This window comes from Sphingomonas sp. PvP056 (assembly GCF_040549155.1).
Lineage (GTDB): Bacteria > Pseudomonadota > Alphaproteobacteria > Sphingomonadales > Sphingomonadaceae > Sphingomonas.
The window spans coordinates 260,032-278,953 of the sequence record NZ_JBEPST010000007.1; the positions used below are offsets into that span (position 1 = coordinate 260,032).

Genomic DNA, 18,922 nt, shown 5'->3' on the forward strand with positions numbered 1-18,922 from the left:
GAGTATCTCCCGATGCCATACTCTGTTAAAGTAGTGACATTATCATGGTAAAGGATTCAACAGGATCGATCATGGCTAGCGACGCACCCAACCCACTCGGTACTTACCTTCGTGACCGTCGCACGCGTCTAGATCCTACAGCGTTCGGGTTTGCCAGCGGGCGTCGCCGCACGCCCGGTCTGCGCCGTGAGGAAGTGGCGAGCCGCGCGAACATTAGCCCTACCTGGTACACATGGCTTGAACAGGGCCGTGGCGGCGCGCCGTCTGCGGACGTGCTCGACCGCATCGCCAAGGGCCTGATGCTAACCGAGCCGGAACGTGAGCACATCTACATGCTAGGGCTCGGCCGCCCGCCAGAGGCCCGCTATCAGATGGCCGACGGCATCACCCCCCGGCTACAGCGTGTGCTTGACGGGATGGTCCTCAGCCCGACGATCATAAAAACCGCGATGTGGGACGTTGTTGGCTGGAACCGTGCCGCTGCGGTGCTGCTAACTGATTATGGCAAGCTGCCCCGCGAGGGACGCAACATCCTCCGCCTGATGTTCGGCAGCGATCATGTCCGTGACCGCAACGCAGATTTCGACAGCATTGCTCGCTTCGTCGTCGGCGCCTTCCGCGCAGACGTGGCACGCGCGGGGGCCAGCACTAGCGTCGAGGTGACGAAGCTCGTCACAGAGCTGTCGCGTCTCAGTCCAGAGTTCGAGGCGCTGTGGCAAGATAATGACGTGGTCGCCCATGGCGAGGGCATAAAACGGATCTACCATCCCAACGCCGGGCTGCTGGCGATGGAATTTTCTTCTTTTGCCGTCGAAGGAAGGCCTGAACTGGGGATGATCGTTTACAACCCCGCCACACCGGACGACGCCGAGCGGCTGCGGGTGCTCTTGGATAAACCTACAGGCTAAGCTGTGTTGGCATACCCAAGTCGCAATGACCCATAAGTCGCCATTCAGCGCCCGCCCCGCGCGGCCCAACTGCGGACGTTCGTTCACGTCGGTTCTTTGAGCGCGAACGGACACCCCGGTGAAGCGGGAAACGGCGGGACGTAGGACAAACCCTTCGTTCCCATGCCGCAGGTTGAGCGTCCGCTCTTGCCCGAACGTCGCGATCTGGTGGAAAGCAGCCTGTCCGCTATTGAGCGGCAATCGGCAAAAACGGACGATTTTTTAGGATGGGGGCCGACCTTGGGTAGGTTTTCCGGTGGGCATGAACCGTCGCTCATTCCCGAAGTCCCCAGCACTCGGAAAACTAGCGTTGTACCGCATCGCCAGATAACGAACTTGAGCGGGGGTCAAAACGGGATTGACCGGCCATTCAAAAGCCTTGGGAGAAGGCCAAAGTTGCACCAACTGGTTCGGCGGTATTCCCGTTGGTCCTTTCCCCTTAACTGGATACTCTATGAAGGCTACTGTTGCGCCCAGCCCCATTGTCCAGATCGCCTCGTGAAACATACCATCTTGGCTGTACCCTCTGCGCCACTGCCTATGAAACGCGTTGGCCCACATCACCTGTTTGGCATAGCCCAGACCGATCCACATGTCTGCCGGGGGCAGTCTCGTCGAATAGAAGTCTTGTTTGTCCTGATCAGTAAAAACCGACTGTGTCGTTTGGATTTCATCGCGAACTATCATTTTCATCGCTAGCCAAGCCGCTAACCATTCAGAGTCCTGCTGGCTGAAGCTGGCCTTTTGATCCCGGATCAAACGTATCGTCTTGTTACGAGTTCGCTCATCAGACTGGTTCATCCAACCGTTGTTACATGGCGCACAGACGCAGGGCACGGTGGTAGAGTACAAAGGATGTCCGTCTACGCTAGTCTCCTCGGTACCATCGCTGCGTTGTATCGCTTTATAAGATTTCAAACTCTCCTTTGGTAGCCATCTCGCAATTTCTAAACCCAAAGCTTTTGACCACAAATGCTCCTTGCTAACGCCGGGACCACCAAAAAAAATGCAAGTTTTTGTCATTGCCACCCTGACACGAACATGAAACTAAGGAATAGTGTTTCGATTTAGCGGTCAGTTCACCTGAGTGGAATGCGGCTTAATTCGCAACGCCTGTCCGTCCGGTGTTGGGTGGATAGACGACCTTCGGTCGGGTATATGCGGTGTACATCGCTTGACCGGTGGCATCGACTGAGAAGATATCTGCGCGACGGCGCATTTCGGCGAAGCGCAGTTGGATACGATCGAGCTTGCGCTGCAGCAGGTCCCTGTGGCTTGCAGTCAGCGTACCTCCGTCACGCGACTGCAGGTCGAGTGCTTCGGTACGGAGCGCGATCATTCGCTTGCGATGCGTGATGTCCGATGAAATACTGACCGGAGTGGGAACGTAGACGATGCCTTCGGCAACGTTGGGGTAGGGTGCGTCGATTCCACGGCTCGGCACTACGGTCGGCGTATTCGCGGCAGCAGCCGCGGCAAGCAGGATCAGCAGCATGATTTCTCCTTTGGCATTGGAGTCTTGATCTTGGCCAAAGCAATACTGCCATAACGCGCGGTTGCGTCAATTGGCTCATCCGCGTTGAGCATTGGTGGTTAGAAGACGGTCTGCTATTTGCTGGAACACAGAAATCCGACGAAGATCTGGCCCTGCAGGGGACACAGGGGTGATCATTTCGGGCAATATCACAACCTATGAGACTGCATGCAGCGCGGATATTCGGACTGGGAAACGATCAATTATAGACTACCTTATTAGCCCAATTGATGAAGTTCGAACGGAGGCTGTTCATGAAAAGTAGTTCAAAACATGACATGCAACTCTACCTAGCGCCGATACTAGCCTTAGTATCCTCTTGTGACAAAGTTGCCTCTCATGAACCAATCCGTAATAAATATATAGCAGAAATTGCTCGCATTTGCAGCGTTCCAAAGAGATCAGTTTTTATGGACACTCTTATGACGCGGTCTTTAGGTAGGCCAATTGTCTCGTCAAATAACTTAACAGCCCCCATAGGATCTAAGGCCCGTTCCTGCTTGTCACAGCAGGCAAATGCTAAAGGCATGGAATTGATTATATTTTAATACAAAATATAGTTTTTTGAAGCACGTTGATGGGGATTCGATGGGTTGTTGAAACTGCAGCCGAACGTCGCAATCTGGGCGTTTTCAGACCGGCAGCTTTGCCACCCGATAGCTGCCAGTCGGGTTGGGGGACAGCCGGCGGGTCGGCCGTGCCTAAATGTCGCGACTTGGGCGTCGGCGATCATTTCGTTGATCGCAGGCTAGATTGTCACATTATGGTGGTGAGCGAGTGTACAGCTTGATAGCATCCTTCATGCCGACCAACGCCACGTGCATCGCTTTCTCTATCGTACTTGGCATGCTAGGCGCGTCGGCAATGGCCAGGGAGCCGCAACAGGCGCGAAACGTCCTTTTCGCGGGACCGGTTGAACGGGTGGCCGCCACTAGTCTGACCGAGTTGTCGTCTAGATTGGAGCAATTGGCGGCGATCGACCCAAGTAATCCGGCAAGCGACGCTGGCACCAGGCAGACGCTCAGTCTGTTCGGCCGCGAAGACCTGATCGCAGCGACCAGCGCGTATTATAAGCCCAACGGATGCGCGCCTTTGAAGACGGCGCCGGACGTTCTGCCCGAGATCGAGCGGCGCGCACGGCAGACCTCGATCGTCATCGTCACGGAAAGTCACGAGCGATCAGAGCATCGCGGCTTCAGCACGGAACTCGCTACGCGTTTGCGGCCGCTGGGGTACAATACGCTGGCGCTGGAGGCGCTGTCGCCATCCATGCCCGACACGCCGGCTCAATATCTGCCGTCATTCGTCCAACACCCGGCGCTCAAGTATTTTGAGGACGGCGACGGGCATTATCTGTCCGAAGCGGGATATGGCCGGCTTGGTCGGCGCGCCAAAAAGCTCGGTTATCATCTTTTAGCGTACGAGTTCATCGACGAGCATCCGGCGGCTGATGCTACGATGGAGCAGCGGATAGCAGCGCGCGAGGAGGGAGAAGCACGCAACCTAGCTACGTATGTCCACGATCATACGGGCGCAAAACTGCTGATCCACGTTGGTTATGCGCATGCTGCCGAAGTGCCTGGCGCGGATGGAACACAGTGGATGGCTGCACGGTTGAAGAAGAAGACCGGGATCGACCCGCTCACCATCTCGCAGACGGCCTGTAGCGGCGGTGGTGGCGCTGTACGGCTATCAGCTCTGCCGGCCGATGTGCCGCAGGGAACGTTCGATCTGGTCGTCGATCATCCCAATGCGCACTTCGTTCGTGGACGCCCCGTATGGCGGCAGCGAGCGGGCGACCGGGTGGTGCGCATACCGCAGAGGCTCTATCCGGCGCGCGGCTGGTGCGTAGTCGAGGCGCGCCCAGTCGATGAGCCGACCGCGTCGGTGCCGATGGACCGCGTCGCGATCCGCGCCGGCGACGATGTTGCGCTGATGCTACCGCCCGGACGCTATCGATTGCGGGTCATTGATGTCGAACCTGCGCCAAGATCACCAGCATAGAGCAGACGGGCTGAGCGGTGCGAGCGCCGGTTTAAATGTTAGCCGGATGGCCAATTTTGGTGGCAAGCGGAATGGCAGCTTTGGCTTGAGCGGAATGCGAAGCGGCCGTTACTTTCCAGCTATCTTGCCGTCGTCAGCCAGCCGGAAAGTACCGCCTCGAAGTCGCCTGATAACCGTGATTTTGCCGCCCGCTATGTCATAGGCAACGGCGTCATATCCCCAGCAGCAATCTGGGGGCGGCTTCCGCCCCCAGCTTCCGAGGGAGTTGAAATACTCCATAAAGAGGAGGCGTCCTGTTGAGGCGTACCCCGGCGCAAGTTTGAACGAGACACCGGTCGCGGACAGCTTCGGGCCAAACTCCTTTAGCCAATCGGCTCTGTTTCGCGCGACGTTTTGTCCATCTTCGAAAACTTGAACATCGTCAGCGAGAAGGGCGGCATAACGAGCCTCGTCCTTTGTCGAGAAGGCACGCACGAGGTTTTCCGCGATACTGGTTTGCTCGGGAAGCATTGGCGGCGGGGGAACCTGCGCTGTCGCGCTTGTCGCGAGCGTGAGTGACACCGCCGTAAAAATCGCGAACCGAAGCCATGCCACTCGTTGTCTCCAATGTTGGGCCTACGTCTCCTTCTGGGATCGCGCGAAGGTCTGCGCAATGGCAAGGTTTGGGCGACAGCGGAAGGGCTGCTTTTGGCTCGAGCCGTCAGATAGCTGCCGTTCCTCTGGGATAAGTCGTGCTTCCAACTACACGGCACGGCCTCACGCGCGCTGACCCACAAATGGACATTCAGGTGCCATTCCCCGCCTCCCACTTTCGGACATTCGTTCATATTTGCGGAAGGTAATGCCGTAAGCGCTCTACCGCCTGAAGCTACGGCGGCTTTCCCAAAAGGGATTGAGTTATGGGGACGCGTGGGCGCTCCCAAAACCAGGCAAGAGTATGAAAACGGGAAACGATCGACGACGATTAACTGATGCTGCTAACGCTCGGTCTCTTAACTCCGTGAGGTCAATCACCATGAAAATCAGTGCCCGCAATCAAATTTCAGGGCGCGTTGCTAGCATCCATCCAAGAGCCGTGAACGGATCGGTCAAGGTGGATATCGGGAACGGCATCGTCATCACAGCCAACATTACAGAGGAAGCGATAGCCGACCTCGCGCTCAGCGAGGGTGACCAGGTAACGGTTCTGATCAAAGCGAGCGATGTGCTGATCGGAAAATGACGTGGGCGGCGTTGGGGTGAGAGTCGAAGGTGCATCTTGCGCATTGTGACACTCATGCCCGCGACCGCTTATGGCCAACGTGCAGGCCACGAGACGGGCCCGGCATGGAGACGAGCAATTGGGATGGGCTGATCTGGCTGTTCTCGATCGCTGGTACGGTGACATCGATAAGCGGCATATGGCTTGGATGGAAACGGCTCAGACGATGACGAGGCGAGGACCAACACCCCGATGTTCGTCCCGTGCGACGGACGGGTCTGAACCGCAATTGTTTTTGACCTTATTGAAGATGCATCTTGTCCTGGCTCGCGCATTCACCGTCTGACGAAGAAAGACTGTTGCATCCATGCAGGGGCAAAGTTCAGCAACAGAAACGCGGCACCGGCACCGAGCATGACTGCGCCCATCCAACGCACCGGACCGAAGTCCCAGCCACCACCGACGACCGCCGCCAGAAATGCCGCAACAAGCGAACTCCAGCCCGCGACCCGCATGGCCGTACACCGTCGCGCCGACAACACGCCGCTGCATCGACGCCGATGATGAGCCTCCGTAGCAAGGCCGAAGAACAGGAAGCCACAGATGCAAAACAGGACTGTGGCGCAGCTCATAGCGTAGACCTCTCTGTATCCGCAGAACTTGCTGAATGAACACGTCGTCCCGGACGCGCGACGGAACGATGAAGGGCAACCCGGCGCGCAATGCGCAGCAGGGATAGACCAACGACGAACATTGCCATGTCGATCCCGGCAAGCATGAAGTCACCCGAGGCAACCGCCTCGAGCATGCCGCGCGGTGTCAGCACGGCATTATATCCGGACAACGCCACGAGCAGAGCACCGGCCAGCCCAAGCACGATCTGCCACGCGATCCGTGGCGTGGCGAGCAATGCCACGATTGCCGCGATCGCCCAGGCGATGAACATCCAGTGGATCTCCCATTCCGCCCGGTTCTTCATGCCGATGTAGAGCAGTCGATTTGCCCAGAACAGACCCGCAATACCGAGTGGTAGGCCGGCAATGACCGCGATGTTCAACCGCTCGACGATACGGAACCCGAGGTGCGGGTGGCGCGGATCGGGCAAGCGCTCGCGACGCTTGACCGTCCACAAGACCAGGCCGCTTGCGACCATCAGGGTGCCGCCGATCCCGCACAGGAAATAGATGAAGCGCAGGCCTGCGTCGGCAAACCGTCCTGCATGCAACCCGATCATCACGCCTGCGGTTTCGGCGGCGGCACCCGAGGGAAGAGATTGCCACAGCAATCGCCCCGTCACGCCGTCGTAGCCGAGTTGCGGGGTCCGGGTGTTGAGCGTGGAAACGGGACTTTGGCTGACCGTGATGCGAGCCGCCGCGTCGCCAGGCTCGCTTACCTGGATGTAACTCGCGGGCGCGCCGAGGCGTCGCTCGGCGTCGGCCGCGATGCGGCGGAGATCGACCAGCGGTGCCGCTCGACCAGTGCGTTCGACCACTGGCATGGTTGGAAACAGGACGGCGCCGATCGCGCGTTCGTCCGTGTAATTGGCGATGACCGCCCATGGCATCAGCAGCGCCATCAGCGTGACGAGGCCGGTGTAGGTGATCATCAGATGAAACGGCAACGCAAGGACCGCGACCGCATTATGGCCGTCAAGCCATGACCGCTGCCCCTTAGAGCGACGCAGCGTGAAGAAATCGCGAAAGATCTTTTTGTGGGTGACAACTCCGCTGAGGATCGCCACGAGCATCATCATGCTGGCAAATCCGACCAGCCATCTCGCCCATATCACCGGCATATAGTGCAGGTCGAAGTGAAGCCGGTAAAAGAAGTCTCCGCCCCGCGTTTCCCGCACCGTCGCGACCTTGCCATCAGCGCCGATCAGCGCTTGCGTGTCCCGCCGTCCGCGACCACCACGGCGTCCGCTTCCCTTGGGGGCGTTGGGATCAGGCTGCGGTACCCAGAACAGCTGGCTCCCCGCGGATTGCTTCGTGGCGACAGGGATGAACCAGCTTTTTGCGTGCGGTGCCTTGTGTGCGAGATACGTTTGGGCCCCTGCCAAGACCCGCATCGGATTCTCGACACGCGCCAACTCCGGTCGCATCCAGCGGTTCAGTCCTTCCCGGTAGAAGGCGATCGTACCTGCCACGAAGACGAGAAACAGGATCCAGCCGAGCAACAGCCCGGACCATGTATGCAGGAACCCCTGCGATTGTCGGAACCCCTTGCTCATGCACGGCCCGTCACGGCGATGGAAAGCCAGGTAATCCCCGCCGCCACGCCGCCGGCAACGGTGATCGTCCAGACCGCCCGCCACCCGCTGCGGGCGGCAAACGCCCACATCGCCAGCACGGCGCACAACGCAAGCCCGATGAGCGCCGCTGCGACCGTCGTCCCGGACCGCGTCCCCGGCAGCAGGCGCGCGAGCGCCATCGCGCAGAGGCTGGAAGCAGCGTAACCGAGCGGCACCGCAGCGAGAACGCGCAGCGCAATATCGCCGCGCCGTGCCCAGCGCGCCTGCGCGCGGGAATGCCCCCCTGCGCTGCTCATTGAATCGTGTACCGCAAGGTCGCGAACACCGTCCGCGGAGAGCCGTAGTAATTGCCCCGCGCGGTCGAGAAGATGCGGGCATAGTAGGTGCGATCAAGGACGTTATTGAGGTTGACCGACACCCCGAGCCGTGGCGTCAGGCTATACCCAGCGCGGATGTCCAGGACGGCATAGCTGCCCTGTCGGACCAGCGTCGATACCGTACGTGTCCCGTTCGCCGCGACTGATGACGGCGTGCCGCCCGCGGTTGCGCCGAAGACCGTCAGTCCTCCACCGATGCTTGCTCCGGCGAACCGCCCACTGGTCGGCGCGTAGTTGGTGAAGACCTTGCCCATATGCTTGGGAATAACCGGGACGAGCGAACTGCCCTCCAGCACCGGGTTGATGTCCTCCAGCAATTTGGTGCGGGTGTAGCTGTAGCCACCGTTGATCCGCCAACCCGGCAGGATCTCCCCGCTTGCCTCCACCTCGATCCCGCGCGACCGCACCTTGCCGAGCTGATAATAGAGCGTGGTATCGACCGGATCGTTGAACAGCCGGTTCTTCTGGGTGATCTGATACGCTGCCGCGGACAGCAACAAGCGGTTGTTCATCAGCGACAGCTTGCTGCCGGCCTCATATTGCGCGCCAATCATCGGCTCGATGCCGCCCCCGTCGCCGCGTTGCCGTCCGACGGGTTGCGCTTGCGGTGTAAAGCTGTCGGCGTAGCTGGCGTACAGGTTGAGCTGCCGGGTCAGGTCCCACACGACCCCTGCATACGGAGTGAATCGGTTTTCGATCGTATACCCCGTCCGCAAACCGCGCGTGGGGAGCAGAGTCTGGCTGTCGGTATCGAACCACGTCAGGCGACCGCCACCGATCAATGTCACGCCCTGAACCGGGCTCAACCGCATCTGCCCGTAGAGCCCATATTGTTCGAGGTTGGTGACGGTCCCGCCATAGACCTGGGTGACGCACTGCGCGGGGGTCTGCACCGGCGCGCATTGGCCGGCGGTTCCCTGAACCGGATAGGCCGGGAGCGGTCCATAAGGGTCGAGCGGAGGCTCAGCCGGTGACACCGGATTGAAAACGTCGATCCGCGCGTAATTCGACAGCCGTGTGAAATAGGATGTCCCCGAACTCGCCTGATAGTCGGCCCCGAGGATCAGCGTCTGCTCCCGACCGAACAGCGGAAAGCTGCCGATGCCATTGAAATCGAACGATCGCGTCTGCTGCTTGCTATCGCCGCGGTAAGCGATCTGATTGGTCACGCCACGATTGGCCACCGTTACCGGTTGCGCGCCGATATAGCTGTACACGTCGACCCGATCGACGTCAGTGTAGAGACCGGTAGCCCGCAGCGTCCAACGATCCGAGACGCGGTGGGCGACCTCGACAAACCCTGACCATGTCTTTGCATCGAAGCGATTCCAGTCCGCCCCAAGATACGTCGATCGCCGAACGTCGAGCAGCCGCCCGTCGCTACCGTCGATGCCACCGGCATAGCCGGGAAGCCCCGATTGGACCGCCGGCTGAAAGCGATCGTAGTTTGCACCCGCCGTCACGGTCGTGCGCGACCCAATCTCGAGGGACCCGACGATGAACGCATCCAGCCGATCGCGATGGGCGGTATCGAAGAACTGGTCTTGTTCCTGACGCATGACACCGGCGCGAAGACCGGCGTGGCTGCCGATGGGGGTCGAGGCATCCAGTTCCAGACGCCGGTTATCGTAGCTGCCATAGCCAGCACTCGCCTGAATCTGCGCTGTGTCAAGCGGACGCTTGCGGACGAGGTTGATACTGCCCGCCGGATTCCCGGATCCGCTGAACAGGCCAGCAGGACCGCGCAAGACTTCCAGGCGATCATAGAAGAACAGGTCCGGCACAGCCGAAGGGAAGTTGACCGACAAGGTCGGGACGCCGTCGATCAGGTAATTATTGATGGCGAACCCGCGCGACAGGAACGATGGGTCCTCGCTGCCGACACCGTTGACGGTAATGCCGTTGGTCGCGGTCAGTGCGTCTTCGAGCGTGAAGAGGTTCTGGGCCTCGATCTGCTCGCGGTCGATGACGGTGACAGTGTTGGGAGTATCCTTCAGCGGTGTGACAGTCTTGCCAACAGCGCGACCGTAGGTTTTCCCGATAACGAGGATCTCTTCCTCTCTTTGTCCTTCACTAGCGACATCAACCGACCGGATTTCCGTACCATTCGTGGGCGCCGTGCTCAGCATCGCGGGCGACGCGGTCGCCAGCAAGATATTCCAATAACTCATCAAAATTCCCCTACTTTCGTAGCAGGTGGCTTATGTGCTGTTGCGAGTCAATATCATTAAGCGTTGCTAGATTGTTTCTAACGTGGCTGCTGGTTGGCAGAGTGTGAATGGATCGCCCGGCGATCATGGCGTGAGGGTTGATTTGCCTACGACTGAATAACATTCAAACCCCCCTGGCATCGGTCCAACCTTGACCGTCTGTGAACACAACAATGTTGCAAACCAGAGTGGCAAGTATTCGGTCGCGAAGACCCATACCCGGACATTCAGACGCCCTTCCTTGCCTGTCACTTCCGGACATTCGTTCATTTGGTTGAACGGCAGTTCTTCGGCACCTAAATTGGCCCACGGAACGTCCTAAGCTCGTGGTTAGCTGCCGTGCCGCACGCGATAATTTGAACAGAACTCGTGTAGAGCTCCGCGGAGGAGGCGAATGCCCGTCTGCGCAGATTGCGTGTCGTTCCGCGTCAGCCCGTATCCCGGTCAGCGCCGAGTATGTGCCCGAAGGGCAGAGTTTTACCCCGTGTTTGGTGAGGTCCGGCACGAAGTTCCCGCACTTTGTGAGCGTTCCAATTCTTAATTTGGCGCGGATCGGTGCGGGCCTAATCCGCAGTACTTTGAACGTAGGTTGATGACGCCACCGTCTGGCAGTTCTTCGATCGAGATGCCACCGCCATGACTGCCCCACGCATTTTCAATTCAGTATCAAGGTTCAAGGGATGGGGTATAAGTAGGAAGGCAGCGCAGCGCAGCGCAGGGACGATACGCATTGGTGCATCTTGCGCACCTCGGGCGGTCGGACGCTCAATCTAGCTCGCTCGCTCGCCGAGGCGGGCTTCGACGTCTGGACACGCCCCCACATAATTAAGCGGCCGCATGGGAAGTCCGATGCAAAGGGTCGACGGAACACGATCGAGATCAATTTGCCGATCTTGCCGACGTTCGTGTTCGCCCGGGCCAGTGGCCTCGCTACGTTGGCTCATATGGCTGGCGACCCTGCACATCAGCATCCCCTATTCTCGCTCTTCTCTCACGCCGGGCGGATCCCGCTGATCGGAAATGCTTCTGTGTCTGGGCTGCGGGAGGAGGAGCGGCTTGCCGCCGAACTTATCGAAGCACTTCGTAATGCGGAGACGCGAGAGGAATAGCGCCGCATTCGTGGCGCTGCGTTACGTACCAAACGCGAACGGGAGAAAGCCTTACGCGCCGAACAACACGATTTCGCGGTGGGCGCGCGGGTGTCCGTGACTGACCAGCCGTCGCTTGCAGGAATGACCGGCGTGATTGCCAAGACCGATGGGCGCAGTGCGGTTGTTGCTTTTGGAGGGTTGCTAACCATGACGACTGAGGCTTGGCCTCTGTCCGCACATGTTGTAAACGCAATCACCATAGCCGCTTAATCGGCAATCCGGCGCAGATGATCTCGAACTCGTTCTCATGCGCACGCCGACTGCGCGAAAGCCAGTGCTTTGACGATTTGTTCTACGGTATGGGACTGCGATAGGCTAGCATGGGTCTTGCTATTGGCCGACACGAGATCGGCTAATGGAATCTCTGCAATTGTGAATTGCCCCCGTTCGAACCAGCAGGTGCATGCGCACGTACCGATGCCGAGCCCACCCTTGCCGATCGCCTGGACAATCATGACGGGGCCGCCTGATGCCTTGCGGACTAGCGCCCCGGCAAACATTTCATCGCTCAAATCGTTTCTCCGCACCCCGGGATTACCATCCGGCCTAGCGCTTGGAGGAACGTTTACGATCGAATTACTAACGGAGCGTAGCGATTGATGACCGTGGACACGCGATAGGTGGGGACAGCGCTACTCTGACGGCACAAGGATCAACTGATCCAAGGGCACTGCGATGCGGGCGAACCTCTTATTCTCTGGCCAAGCGCATATTGCCATTGGCATTGCGCCATGTCCGGCATCAACAAGCGACAGTACCAACATGGCCGGTCCGCCAAGCTTCCTGCGAACTAGATCATTAGCGGCGATATTCTCCGACATAATATACGCGATCCTGTAAGCTCGCTGCGGTAGGCAGCATATCGCGCCAAATTATCAAGCGTCACCCGCGCCCAGATACACGGACGCGGGTGACGTACGCTCACACGTGCAGCAAAACTCGCTAAGAAGCTACGCTAGCCTGCTCACACATCGTAGAAACGTTTGGACTGAAGGAAGTACGCAACGATATGGCGCGAAGGGCACTCGAGCGGCGCAATGCGCAAGCAGGCGCATGCCCTGCTGCATTTCCAAAGGCCGCGATCGAACGAGAAATGTGATCCACCCGCCCGGTCAATGGAAGCAGGTGGATCACCAGGTTCCGAGCGAAACCACTGCGCTATTGTTGCGCTATTGCTGCTCCAATAGCACGGCCATCGGACCCTTGCTCAAACCAAAATTAACCATTTCTAGCCGTCACGAAAGAAGCGTGTCTTTTTGAGACGGTGTACACATTCTTGGGACATGGTTGAACGGCGAGTTCCTGCGGGATTGATCCGAAAATAGGCAGCGCACAGGCGTTGCAAGCTGTCGTGTGCCGCCGACGCAATTTGACTGCACGATCGTGGATGCTCGACCCACGAGGGTCGGTTCGCGCTCGCAGAACTTACCAATTGACGCGCGGCAATTCCTCTTGAATCCTGCGAGCTTTGCCAGCTCAACATCCGTTAATTTCAATAATCGCGCGGCGGACTTGATCCATGGCAAGCGCGCCATCAACATCGTTTGCTGCAATTTTAGAGTTTATTTGAAATGCAGCCTCATCCGCCGCGCGATCTGCGTAGCGGTTGATCATTTCAAATGCTCTCGCACGTACAGTTATATTGTTTTTTATTGGCACGAGGGGCTCAACTTAGGCCTCCTAAAGACGTTCCTGTCTTATTGAAGCCCTGCGTTGAGCGGTGGCGTTGGCGTGACCGATTGGTGATCAACTCGGTGAAACCGAAGGCGCAAGGCAGCATTGGCTTGTCGGGCTAGACCAACGAGCCCGTGTCTAAAAGCGCGGGAAACTTTATCCTCCGCGATAGCGTATCGCGAGTTTGCCTCCAACGTCTCGAAGATACCACCCGCAAGAGTGCTGCCCGCTGCGGGTGGCAAGTTTCGATGTTACCGTCGTTAGTCTAGCGGCCTCTTCGTCATAGGGGCCAGCGATGAAGAACACGTTAATCAAATTAACAGTTCGGTTGGCTGACTGTTTCCCTCCCTGGCGGTCAGCACACCCTTTCACCGACGCGCGCGACGCGAGACTTGCCGATCGGGCATGCCCTTGATCGGCCAACTGATGGTAATAAAAGATAGCTATACGGTAGGTACGGATAGGGATCCGATTACCCCGGTGATCGATGACGACCTTTATGTGGGCGTCGTCAACTCCAGTTCGCTCACGTGCACCCAGACTGTTGTAAGTTCTCCCTGGTCGCAGAACTCACATTCCACTTGGCTGGGGCTTCCATACTCGTCGAGAAAGACTGCCTTCACCAGCATCATACGGCCCTCGCCTCTATGACGAACGATGCTCTCAGCAGCTATCACGTTGCTCATTCCTTTCCCGCATCGCAGAGACTAAAAAATGGCCCGTAACGACAGATCGTTACGGGCCAAGGAGCGTTTCCAATTTAAAGGGAGAAAGCACTGTCGGTAAGAACTCCGACGCTGTCAGGATAACGAAACGATTTTGATTTAATAGCCCTAACCGCTGTTTCGAAACGATAATTTAATACCGGATTGGCCCGGTTGCGTAGGTTGTCATCCTAGCAATCCGCAGCCTCACCCAAAGTACACGACGCAAGGCATAGCACATGCTGCGCACCTACGTTCGGCTGAATGGCGGTAAGAAAAGTTAGTTCGAGATCATTAGCTCAAAAAACTGCCCGCAACGATGGATCGTTGCGGACAAGTGAATGTACTGAGAGATGCCCTGAAAGGTAGTGCAACCGCAATACCATGCATAAGTCTGAGTAAAGAGTTAACTGCCTATACGGTGTCATCTTTTTGATGAACTATTTATCAGAAGCGATTTTAGCGCAGCTTACCGCTCTCCCCCTTTTTGGTCAGAACGCCCCCTCACCGACGCAGCGGCACGAAGCATAGGCATCGGGTAGCCAACCCGCACACTGGGAGGGGAGCGGGTCGATTAATTGAAGTGATACTCAGCTAAGCGTCGGCAGCATTGTCTTTGATCAGTCGACGTCGGTGCGCGTCAGAAATCGAGATCCCTTCGCTGGATCTATGCGAGAGCCGCCTCGACCTCGGCATCGCCGGGCTCGCCCCCGCTGCGCTGATACTCCGCCAGCAGGTCGCGGTCCGACATTTCTGCGGGGGCATCGTTGAGCGTGGAAGAGGATGGGTTCTTCATTCAACCAGGCTGACTGTCCCCGGCAATACGAGCAACAGGTTAGACGGGCGGCGCGGGTGCAAGGGCGGCGTTGAACTCTGACTGCGACCATTCCAGTGCTACAGCAGCCGTCTTAGCGACTCCCACACTTCTCGGTCTCTGAACAGGCGCGGATCGAGCCGAAAGAACTGCACTAATAGCTCGACGTTGCTCGCCGGCAATCGATTGGGCCCGGCGCCCCACGCGAAGCGCGCCCGATAACCCGATGCCGGCGTAGCGTCCCCCACAATGCTGCGAACGTTACGCAATACTCTGCCACAAGCGATCGCAGCGTCCTGTGCACGTCGGCGGTGTGGCGGTGGCGTAGGGTTCAAAGACTAATTGCCTCGCGCACCGCCTCGTTGATCCGGGTTTGCCAGCCGGGACCATCCGCGCGAAAACTACGAAGCGACTTCGCTTCCCATACAAACAGGCCTAGTGCGGGATCAGACCTTCGAGTCAGCGACGAGCTTTCGCAAGTTCTTCCCCGGCGTGAAATGCAGACTGCGCTTGGCATTGACCTGTACCTGTTCCCCTGTCAGCGGGTTGCGGCCAGTGCGAGCAACGCGCTCACGCGTACTAAATGATCCAAAGCGCCGAATTTCAACCCGGCCGCCGTCAGCCAAGCGCTCCACAATTGCGTCAAAGAAAGCCGTTACAATCCCTTCAATTTCGTAGGCTTGCAGTTCCGGGTACTGGGCAGCAAGCAGCGTCATAAGTTGAGCACGGGTCACTTTATTTTCCTCGATGCTCAGAGCCGGTGTCTTCGGCGGCTGGCGTCACCGGCGTACTACGAATTTCAATACGGATCGAGCGGTAAAGAGCTGTGACGTTCCCTAGTTAACGCTCTCACAAGGCGTCGTTTAATCATTTTTTAACCAAATTCTGCGAAGATCGAAATAGTAAGAGCGGGGGCTGGAGATTCCCGATGTTTGACAGGCGTGAAATAGAAATTGAGTTGAGCAGAGTGAGTCGGTTGGCCGACCAGCTAACGGACAATCGGTCAGAACGCGCCCTGTGTGCGTACGCCGACGATCTTCGACGCTGGATCGCAATTGCGCGTAACCTGATGACTTTGTCCGAAATTGAAATCTAGCTTGTTGGAGCATGTTGACGCAAGTTAGCAGATGGTTGGTTGCGCCGGGAAAAGCGCCGCCCACACCATTGCGTAATCTTCTCTGGCATGGATCGCGAGAGAGTCCTCCTCTGACCCAATCCAGATTAGTGTACCCCCGTTACGAGCCGGCTCGATGAAGGTCACAACGCCGTCTTCCAAGTTGACCGGCAGCCCGTCGGGATAATGCAATCGAATCATCGACCTTGCTCCGCAGCGAAAGGGGGAATGATTAAAGCGCTAATAATCCGTTACATACAAGTGCGGCATGATCTGAATGCGCTTTCCTACAGGGCTCGGGCTGTGCATCACGCGGGTACATGCGCCGTAAATTGCTAACGTCACCAGCTCTCGCGTTCGCATTGATCAGGGATCAATCCGGAAAGCTGAGCGAGCAACTGGCGATCTGCCAGCGTAAGCTGCTTCAGCCCGGCCCTGCGGACGCACTCGCTAGGTATTTTGGCGCCTTTCCCAGCATGCGAGACGTCGTCGGGAGTGATGCGCGAGCGTCGGCGGCCATCAATCGCAGCATCTTGCACACCTGGTCGGATGTGGCGGCGGCGATAGGCTTCATTCGGGTATCCTCGGTTCGCCATCGGCGAGCCACCTACAAGATCGAGGGCACGCCCGCTACCGCGATGGCGGCAAGCGGGGGTGCTGCATGGAGGGAACGGCACGAGGTCGGACTACCACTGAAGGTTAAAAGCGGACGGACCGCAAACGACGGCGATTGGGCGCTAACCACCGGTCCTCTTCGCGTCTGGCAAGACCCATTTCCGGCCACTCACAGCCAACTGAGCGCTTGCTAGAAGCTGACATTCGTTCACTTGAGCAGGTCCGCTCTCTTGAGAGTCTATGCATCCGCTACGAAAGGCACAGGCACCTTCCGTCGCCATCGCGGGCGCACTACGATATTTGCCACAGCCCGGTAAGTTTACGGTCGTCGATATCAATGTTCATGCCCAGCCACCGGACGATTGAACTGTCGCCGTTGCGCAACGGTACCGCATACACCTGCATCCATCGGTACGTGCCGTCCCACCGCCTAAGCCGGTATTGTGCTTCAACCGATTGCTGATCATGGACTGTGTCGCGCCACTTTCGCACCGTAGCGATGCGGTCGTCGGGGTGAATTGCAGTTACCCAGCCATACCCTTTCCAATCGTCATAGCTCTGACCTGTGTAAGTCCGCCAGCTAAGACTATCCGTTTCGATCAGTCCGTCCGGCGCACTTTCCCAAATGGCTACCGCGATACCCTCGACTAGCAGTCGTGCCCGCTCCCGAATCTCGTCCTCGGTGGCATTGACGGCGAAGCCTTCGTCGGTCTCGCCGTGGGCGGGGAAGGCGGTGGGGGGCGCGACCAGTTTGCGCGCAGCGTGCCGCTGGGCCTTCTTCTGGCTAAGCGCTATATCCGCGGCGATTAGGAGCGCGTCCAGCGTCTGAACGCGTGATGCATGTCGGCTCGATCCTATGCTTGCGCCAACGTCTATTGAACGTCCTTCCAAGACGTACGGCGCGTTCAAAGAATTCTCGATCCGTACCCTTAGCTGCTCAACGTCGTAGTCCTCAGAGGTGTCGAGCTGTGCCAGCACGAATTCGTCGCCCCCAAGCCGAACAACAACGTCGCCGGGGGAGCAACACGCCTGTAGCCGCTCACCAACAAGGCACAGAAGACGGTCACCCGCGTGATGCCCAAACCGATCATTGACTGGCTTGAACTCGTCTAGGTCGACATAATGGAGCGCGATTCGTCCTGGTCGCGCATCATCGCCGTTCGTTTCGAACGCATGCACGAGCGCAAGACGGTTCCCGAGTCCGGTAAGGTGGTCGGTCTGCGCTTGGTGGGCTAACGCCTGTCGTGTCGTAGTTTTAGAACGTTGCGACCGGTAGCGTTGGCGCGCACTACGTAACCCACCCGCAAGAAGGGCAAGCAGGCACACTGAGGACAGAAGCGCATTCGCGTCTTGACGCAGCAAAAGGACGCAACTTGGGGGGATGACCGAAAGAGCCAAGCTCCAGCCGACGATACTTGGACGCATGGCGACAGTAGATGCAGCGCCCGCGGCATAGCCAACGACCAAAATGCCGATAGGCATCTGCCATTCCGCGAGTGGAAGCATGTAGGCCCGCGCAGCAAAGGCCCCAAAGACTGCCGCGAAGCCACAATAGCTAAGCGCAAACTTGCGTTCAAACCGCTTCGCGTTGACCAGCGACATTTCCGTACGGTCACAGATCCGTCGTCCACAGAACAAAACGACCAGCCGGGCAACACTTACCACCCCGCCGGCCGCTACTAGCGCTGCCAGCGCAGGGTCAGACGCGGCCCGCGCGCTTTGCACCCCCACTATCAGAAACAGGATGGACATGATCACCGCCGGCATCCGCGTCCCGCAGAGGCTCGAAACTAGTTCGACATACGTCCCGTCGGGGAGGTCGCGGACGGGTGGGCGATCGGTGGTTGTCACAGCGTTGTACAGTAGGAGAATAAGATTAAGCGTTTGCGTTCGTTCTACTGGCAACCAGACCCGTCTGCTAGGAAAGTTCCTACGCGACTAAGGCAGCCACCTGTACCGCATGAGCGGCAGTACGCGAGCGTTGAACAATGCCGTAAGCAGGTGGTATTATGTCTTGCGGTGATCAGTAGGTTCAAACTGTTAGGATTATGTAAAGGTTTGATTTGTATCTAGAACATGCTGTTTGCCCACATCAGCAACGACCGTAATCATTACACCTGCAACGCATTATCGTTGCGGGTGGTTTTTACGTCAGCAACGCTAATTGAAATTTTGCGTAATGTTAATCAAAGTCGCAGAGTCGCAACTGCCTCGCCCGGTTAACGCAGCGAGCGAGGCCTCTCTGGGGAGAGGTTAACTCGTGCTGCCGGTTGTCATCGAAAAGCGAGTGAACCTTCCTGATCCTTGCAGAATTAATGGAGCTGTG

Annotated in this window: 16 protein-coding genes; 3 read left to right on the plus strand and 13 right to left on the minus strand. The window is 58.0% G+C overall.

The window, feature by feature from the left end:
- Nucleotides 1-71: 71 nt before the first annotated feature.
- On the plus strand, nucleotides 72-908 hold the full coding sequence (locus tag ABIC17_RS16915) for a helix-turn-helix transcriptional regulator (RefSeq protein ID WP_354283781.1): 837 nt from the start codon (nucleotides 72-74) through the stop codon (nucleotides 906-908).
- 261 nt (nucleotides 909-1,169) lie between these two features.
- Here the strand turns inward: ABIC17_RS16915 and ABIC17_RS16920 are convergent, their stop codons facing one another.
- Both ABIC17_RS16920 and ABIC17_RS16925 read right to left on the minus strand, forming a co-directional pair.
- Nucleotides 1,170-1,748: a hypothetical protein gene (locus ABIC17_RS16920; RefSeq protein ID WP_354283783.1), complete on the minus strand. Its 579-nt coding sequence runs from the start codon at nucleotides 1,746-1,748 to the stop codon at nucleotides 1,170-1,172.
- Between the two features lie 298 nt (nucleotides 1,749-2,046).
- On the minus strand, nucleotides 2,047-2,442 hold the full coding sequence (locus ABIC17_RS16925) for a hypothetical protein (protein ID WP_354283785.1): 396 nt from the start codon (nucleotides 2,440-2,442) through the stop codon (nucleotides 2,047-2,049).
- An 840-nt stretch (nucleotides 2,443-3,282) separates the two neighbouring features.
- Here ABIC17_RS16925 and ABIC17_RS16930 point away from each other — a divergent pair.
- The gene (locus tag ABIC17_RS16930; RefSeq protein ID WP_354283787.1) at nucleotides 3,283-4,485 is read left to right on the plus strand and encodes a hypothetical protein; all 1,203 of its coding nucleotides are present in this window, start codon (nucleotides 3,283-3,285) and stop codon (nucleotides 4,483-4,485) included.
- Between the two features lie 108 nt (nucleotides 4,486-4,593).
- On the opposite strand, the gene ABIC17_RS16935 is transcribed toward ABIC17_RS16930, so the two are convergent.
- Nucleotides 4,594-5,079 carry a hypothetical protein gene (locus ABIC17_RS16935; RefSeq protein ID WP_354283788.1) on the minus strand — a complete coding sequence of 162 codons (486 nt, stop codon included), beginning with the start codon at nucleotides 5,077-5,079 and terminating at the stop codon, nucleotides 4,594-4,596.
- 421 nt (nucleotides 5,080-5,500) lie between these two features.
- Between ABIC17_RS16935 and ABIC17_RS16940 the strand changes: the two genes are divergently transcribed.
- Entirely contained in the window at nucleotides 5,501-5,707 is a 207-nt protein-coding gene (locus tag ABIC17_RS16940; protein WP_354283790.1) for a TOBE domain-containing protein, read from the plus strand.
- Nucleotides 5,708-6,021: 314 nt separating this feature from the next.
- Here ABIC17_RS16940 and ABIC17_RS16945 read toward each other — a convergent pair whose 3' ends face one another.
- From ABIC17_RS16945 to ABIC17_RS16990, 10 genes are all read right to left on the minus strand, one after another.
- Nucleotides 6,022-6,318, minus strand: coding sequence for a DUF3325 domain-containing protein (locus ABIC17_RS16945; RefSeq protein WP_354283791.1), 297 nt, complete (start codon nucleotides 6,316-6,318; stop codon nucleotides 6,022-6,024).
- Nucleotides 6,315-7,916, minus strand: coding sequence for a PepSY-associated TM helix domain-containing protein (locus ABIC17_RS16950; RefSeq protein WP_354283793.1), 1,602 nt, complete (start codon nucleotides 7,914-7,916; stop codon nucleotides 6,315-6,317). Before ABIC17_RS16950 ends, ABIC17_RS16945 begins: the two co-directional genes overlap by 4 nt.
- Nucleotides 7,913-8,233, minus strand: a complete 321-nt coding sequence (locus ABIC17_RS16955; protein ID WP_354283794.1) for a hypothetical protein — start codon at nucleotides 8,231-8,233, stop codon at nucleotides 7,913-7,915. Before ABIC17_RS16955 ends, ABIC17_RS16950 begins: the two co-directional genes overlap by 4 nt.
- Nucleotides 8,230-10,485: a TonB-dependent siderophore receptor gene (locus ABIC17_RS16960; RefSeq protein WP_354283796.1), complete on the minus strand. Its 2,256-nt coding sequence runs from the start codon at nucleotides 10,483-10,485 to the stop codon at nucleotides 8,230-8,232. Before ABIC17_RS16960 ends, ABIC17_RS16955 begins: the two co-directional genes overlap by 4 nt.
- Nucleotides 10,486-11,920: 1,435 nt before the next feature.
- Entirely contained in the window at nucleotides 11,921-12,187 is a 267-nt protein-coding gene (locus ABIC17_RS16965) for a hypothetical protein (protein ID WP_354283797.1), read from the minus strand.
- A gap of 964 nt (nucleotides 12,188-13,151) precedes the next feature.
- Nucleotides 13,152-13,289 (minus strand): hypothetical protein, encoded by a 138-nt coding sequence (locus tag ABIC17_RS16970; RefSeq protein ID WP_354283799.1) that lies wholly within the window; start codon nucleotides 13,287-13,289, stop codon nucleotides 13,152-13,154.
- A 1,431-nt stretch (nucleotides 13,290-14,720) separates the two neighbouring features.
- Entirely contained in the window at nucleotides 14,721-14,849 is a 129-nt protein-coding gene (locus ABIC17_RS16975) for a hypothetical protein (RefSeq protein WP_354283800.1), read from the minus strand.
- Nucleotides 14,850-15,198: 349 nt separating this feature from the next.
- A complete protein-coding gene (locus tag ABIC17_RS16980) occupies nucleotides 15,199-15,384 on the minus strand; it encodes a BrnA antitoxin family protein (protein WP_354283802.1) in 186 nt (61 codons plus the stop codon).
- A complete protein-coding gene (locus ABIC17_RS16985) occupies nucleotides 15,314-15,601 on the minus strand; it encodes an HU family DNA-binding protein (protein WP_354283804.1) in 288 nt (95 codons plus the stop codon). Before ABIC17_RS16985 ends, ABIC17_RS16980 begins: the two co-directional genes overlap by 71 nt.
- A 1,286-nt stretch (nucleotides 15,602-16,887) precedes the next feature.
- Nucleotides 16,888-18,348, minus strand: a complete 1,461-nt coding sequence (locus ABIC17_RS16990) for a diguanylate cyclase domain-containing protein (protein WP_354283868.1) — start codon at nucleotides 18,346-18,348, stop codon at nucleotides 16,888-16,890.
- Between the last annotated feature and the right edge of the window lie 574 nt (nucleotides 18,349-18,922).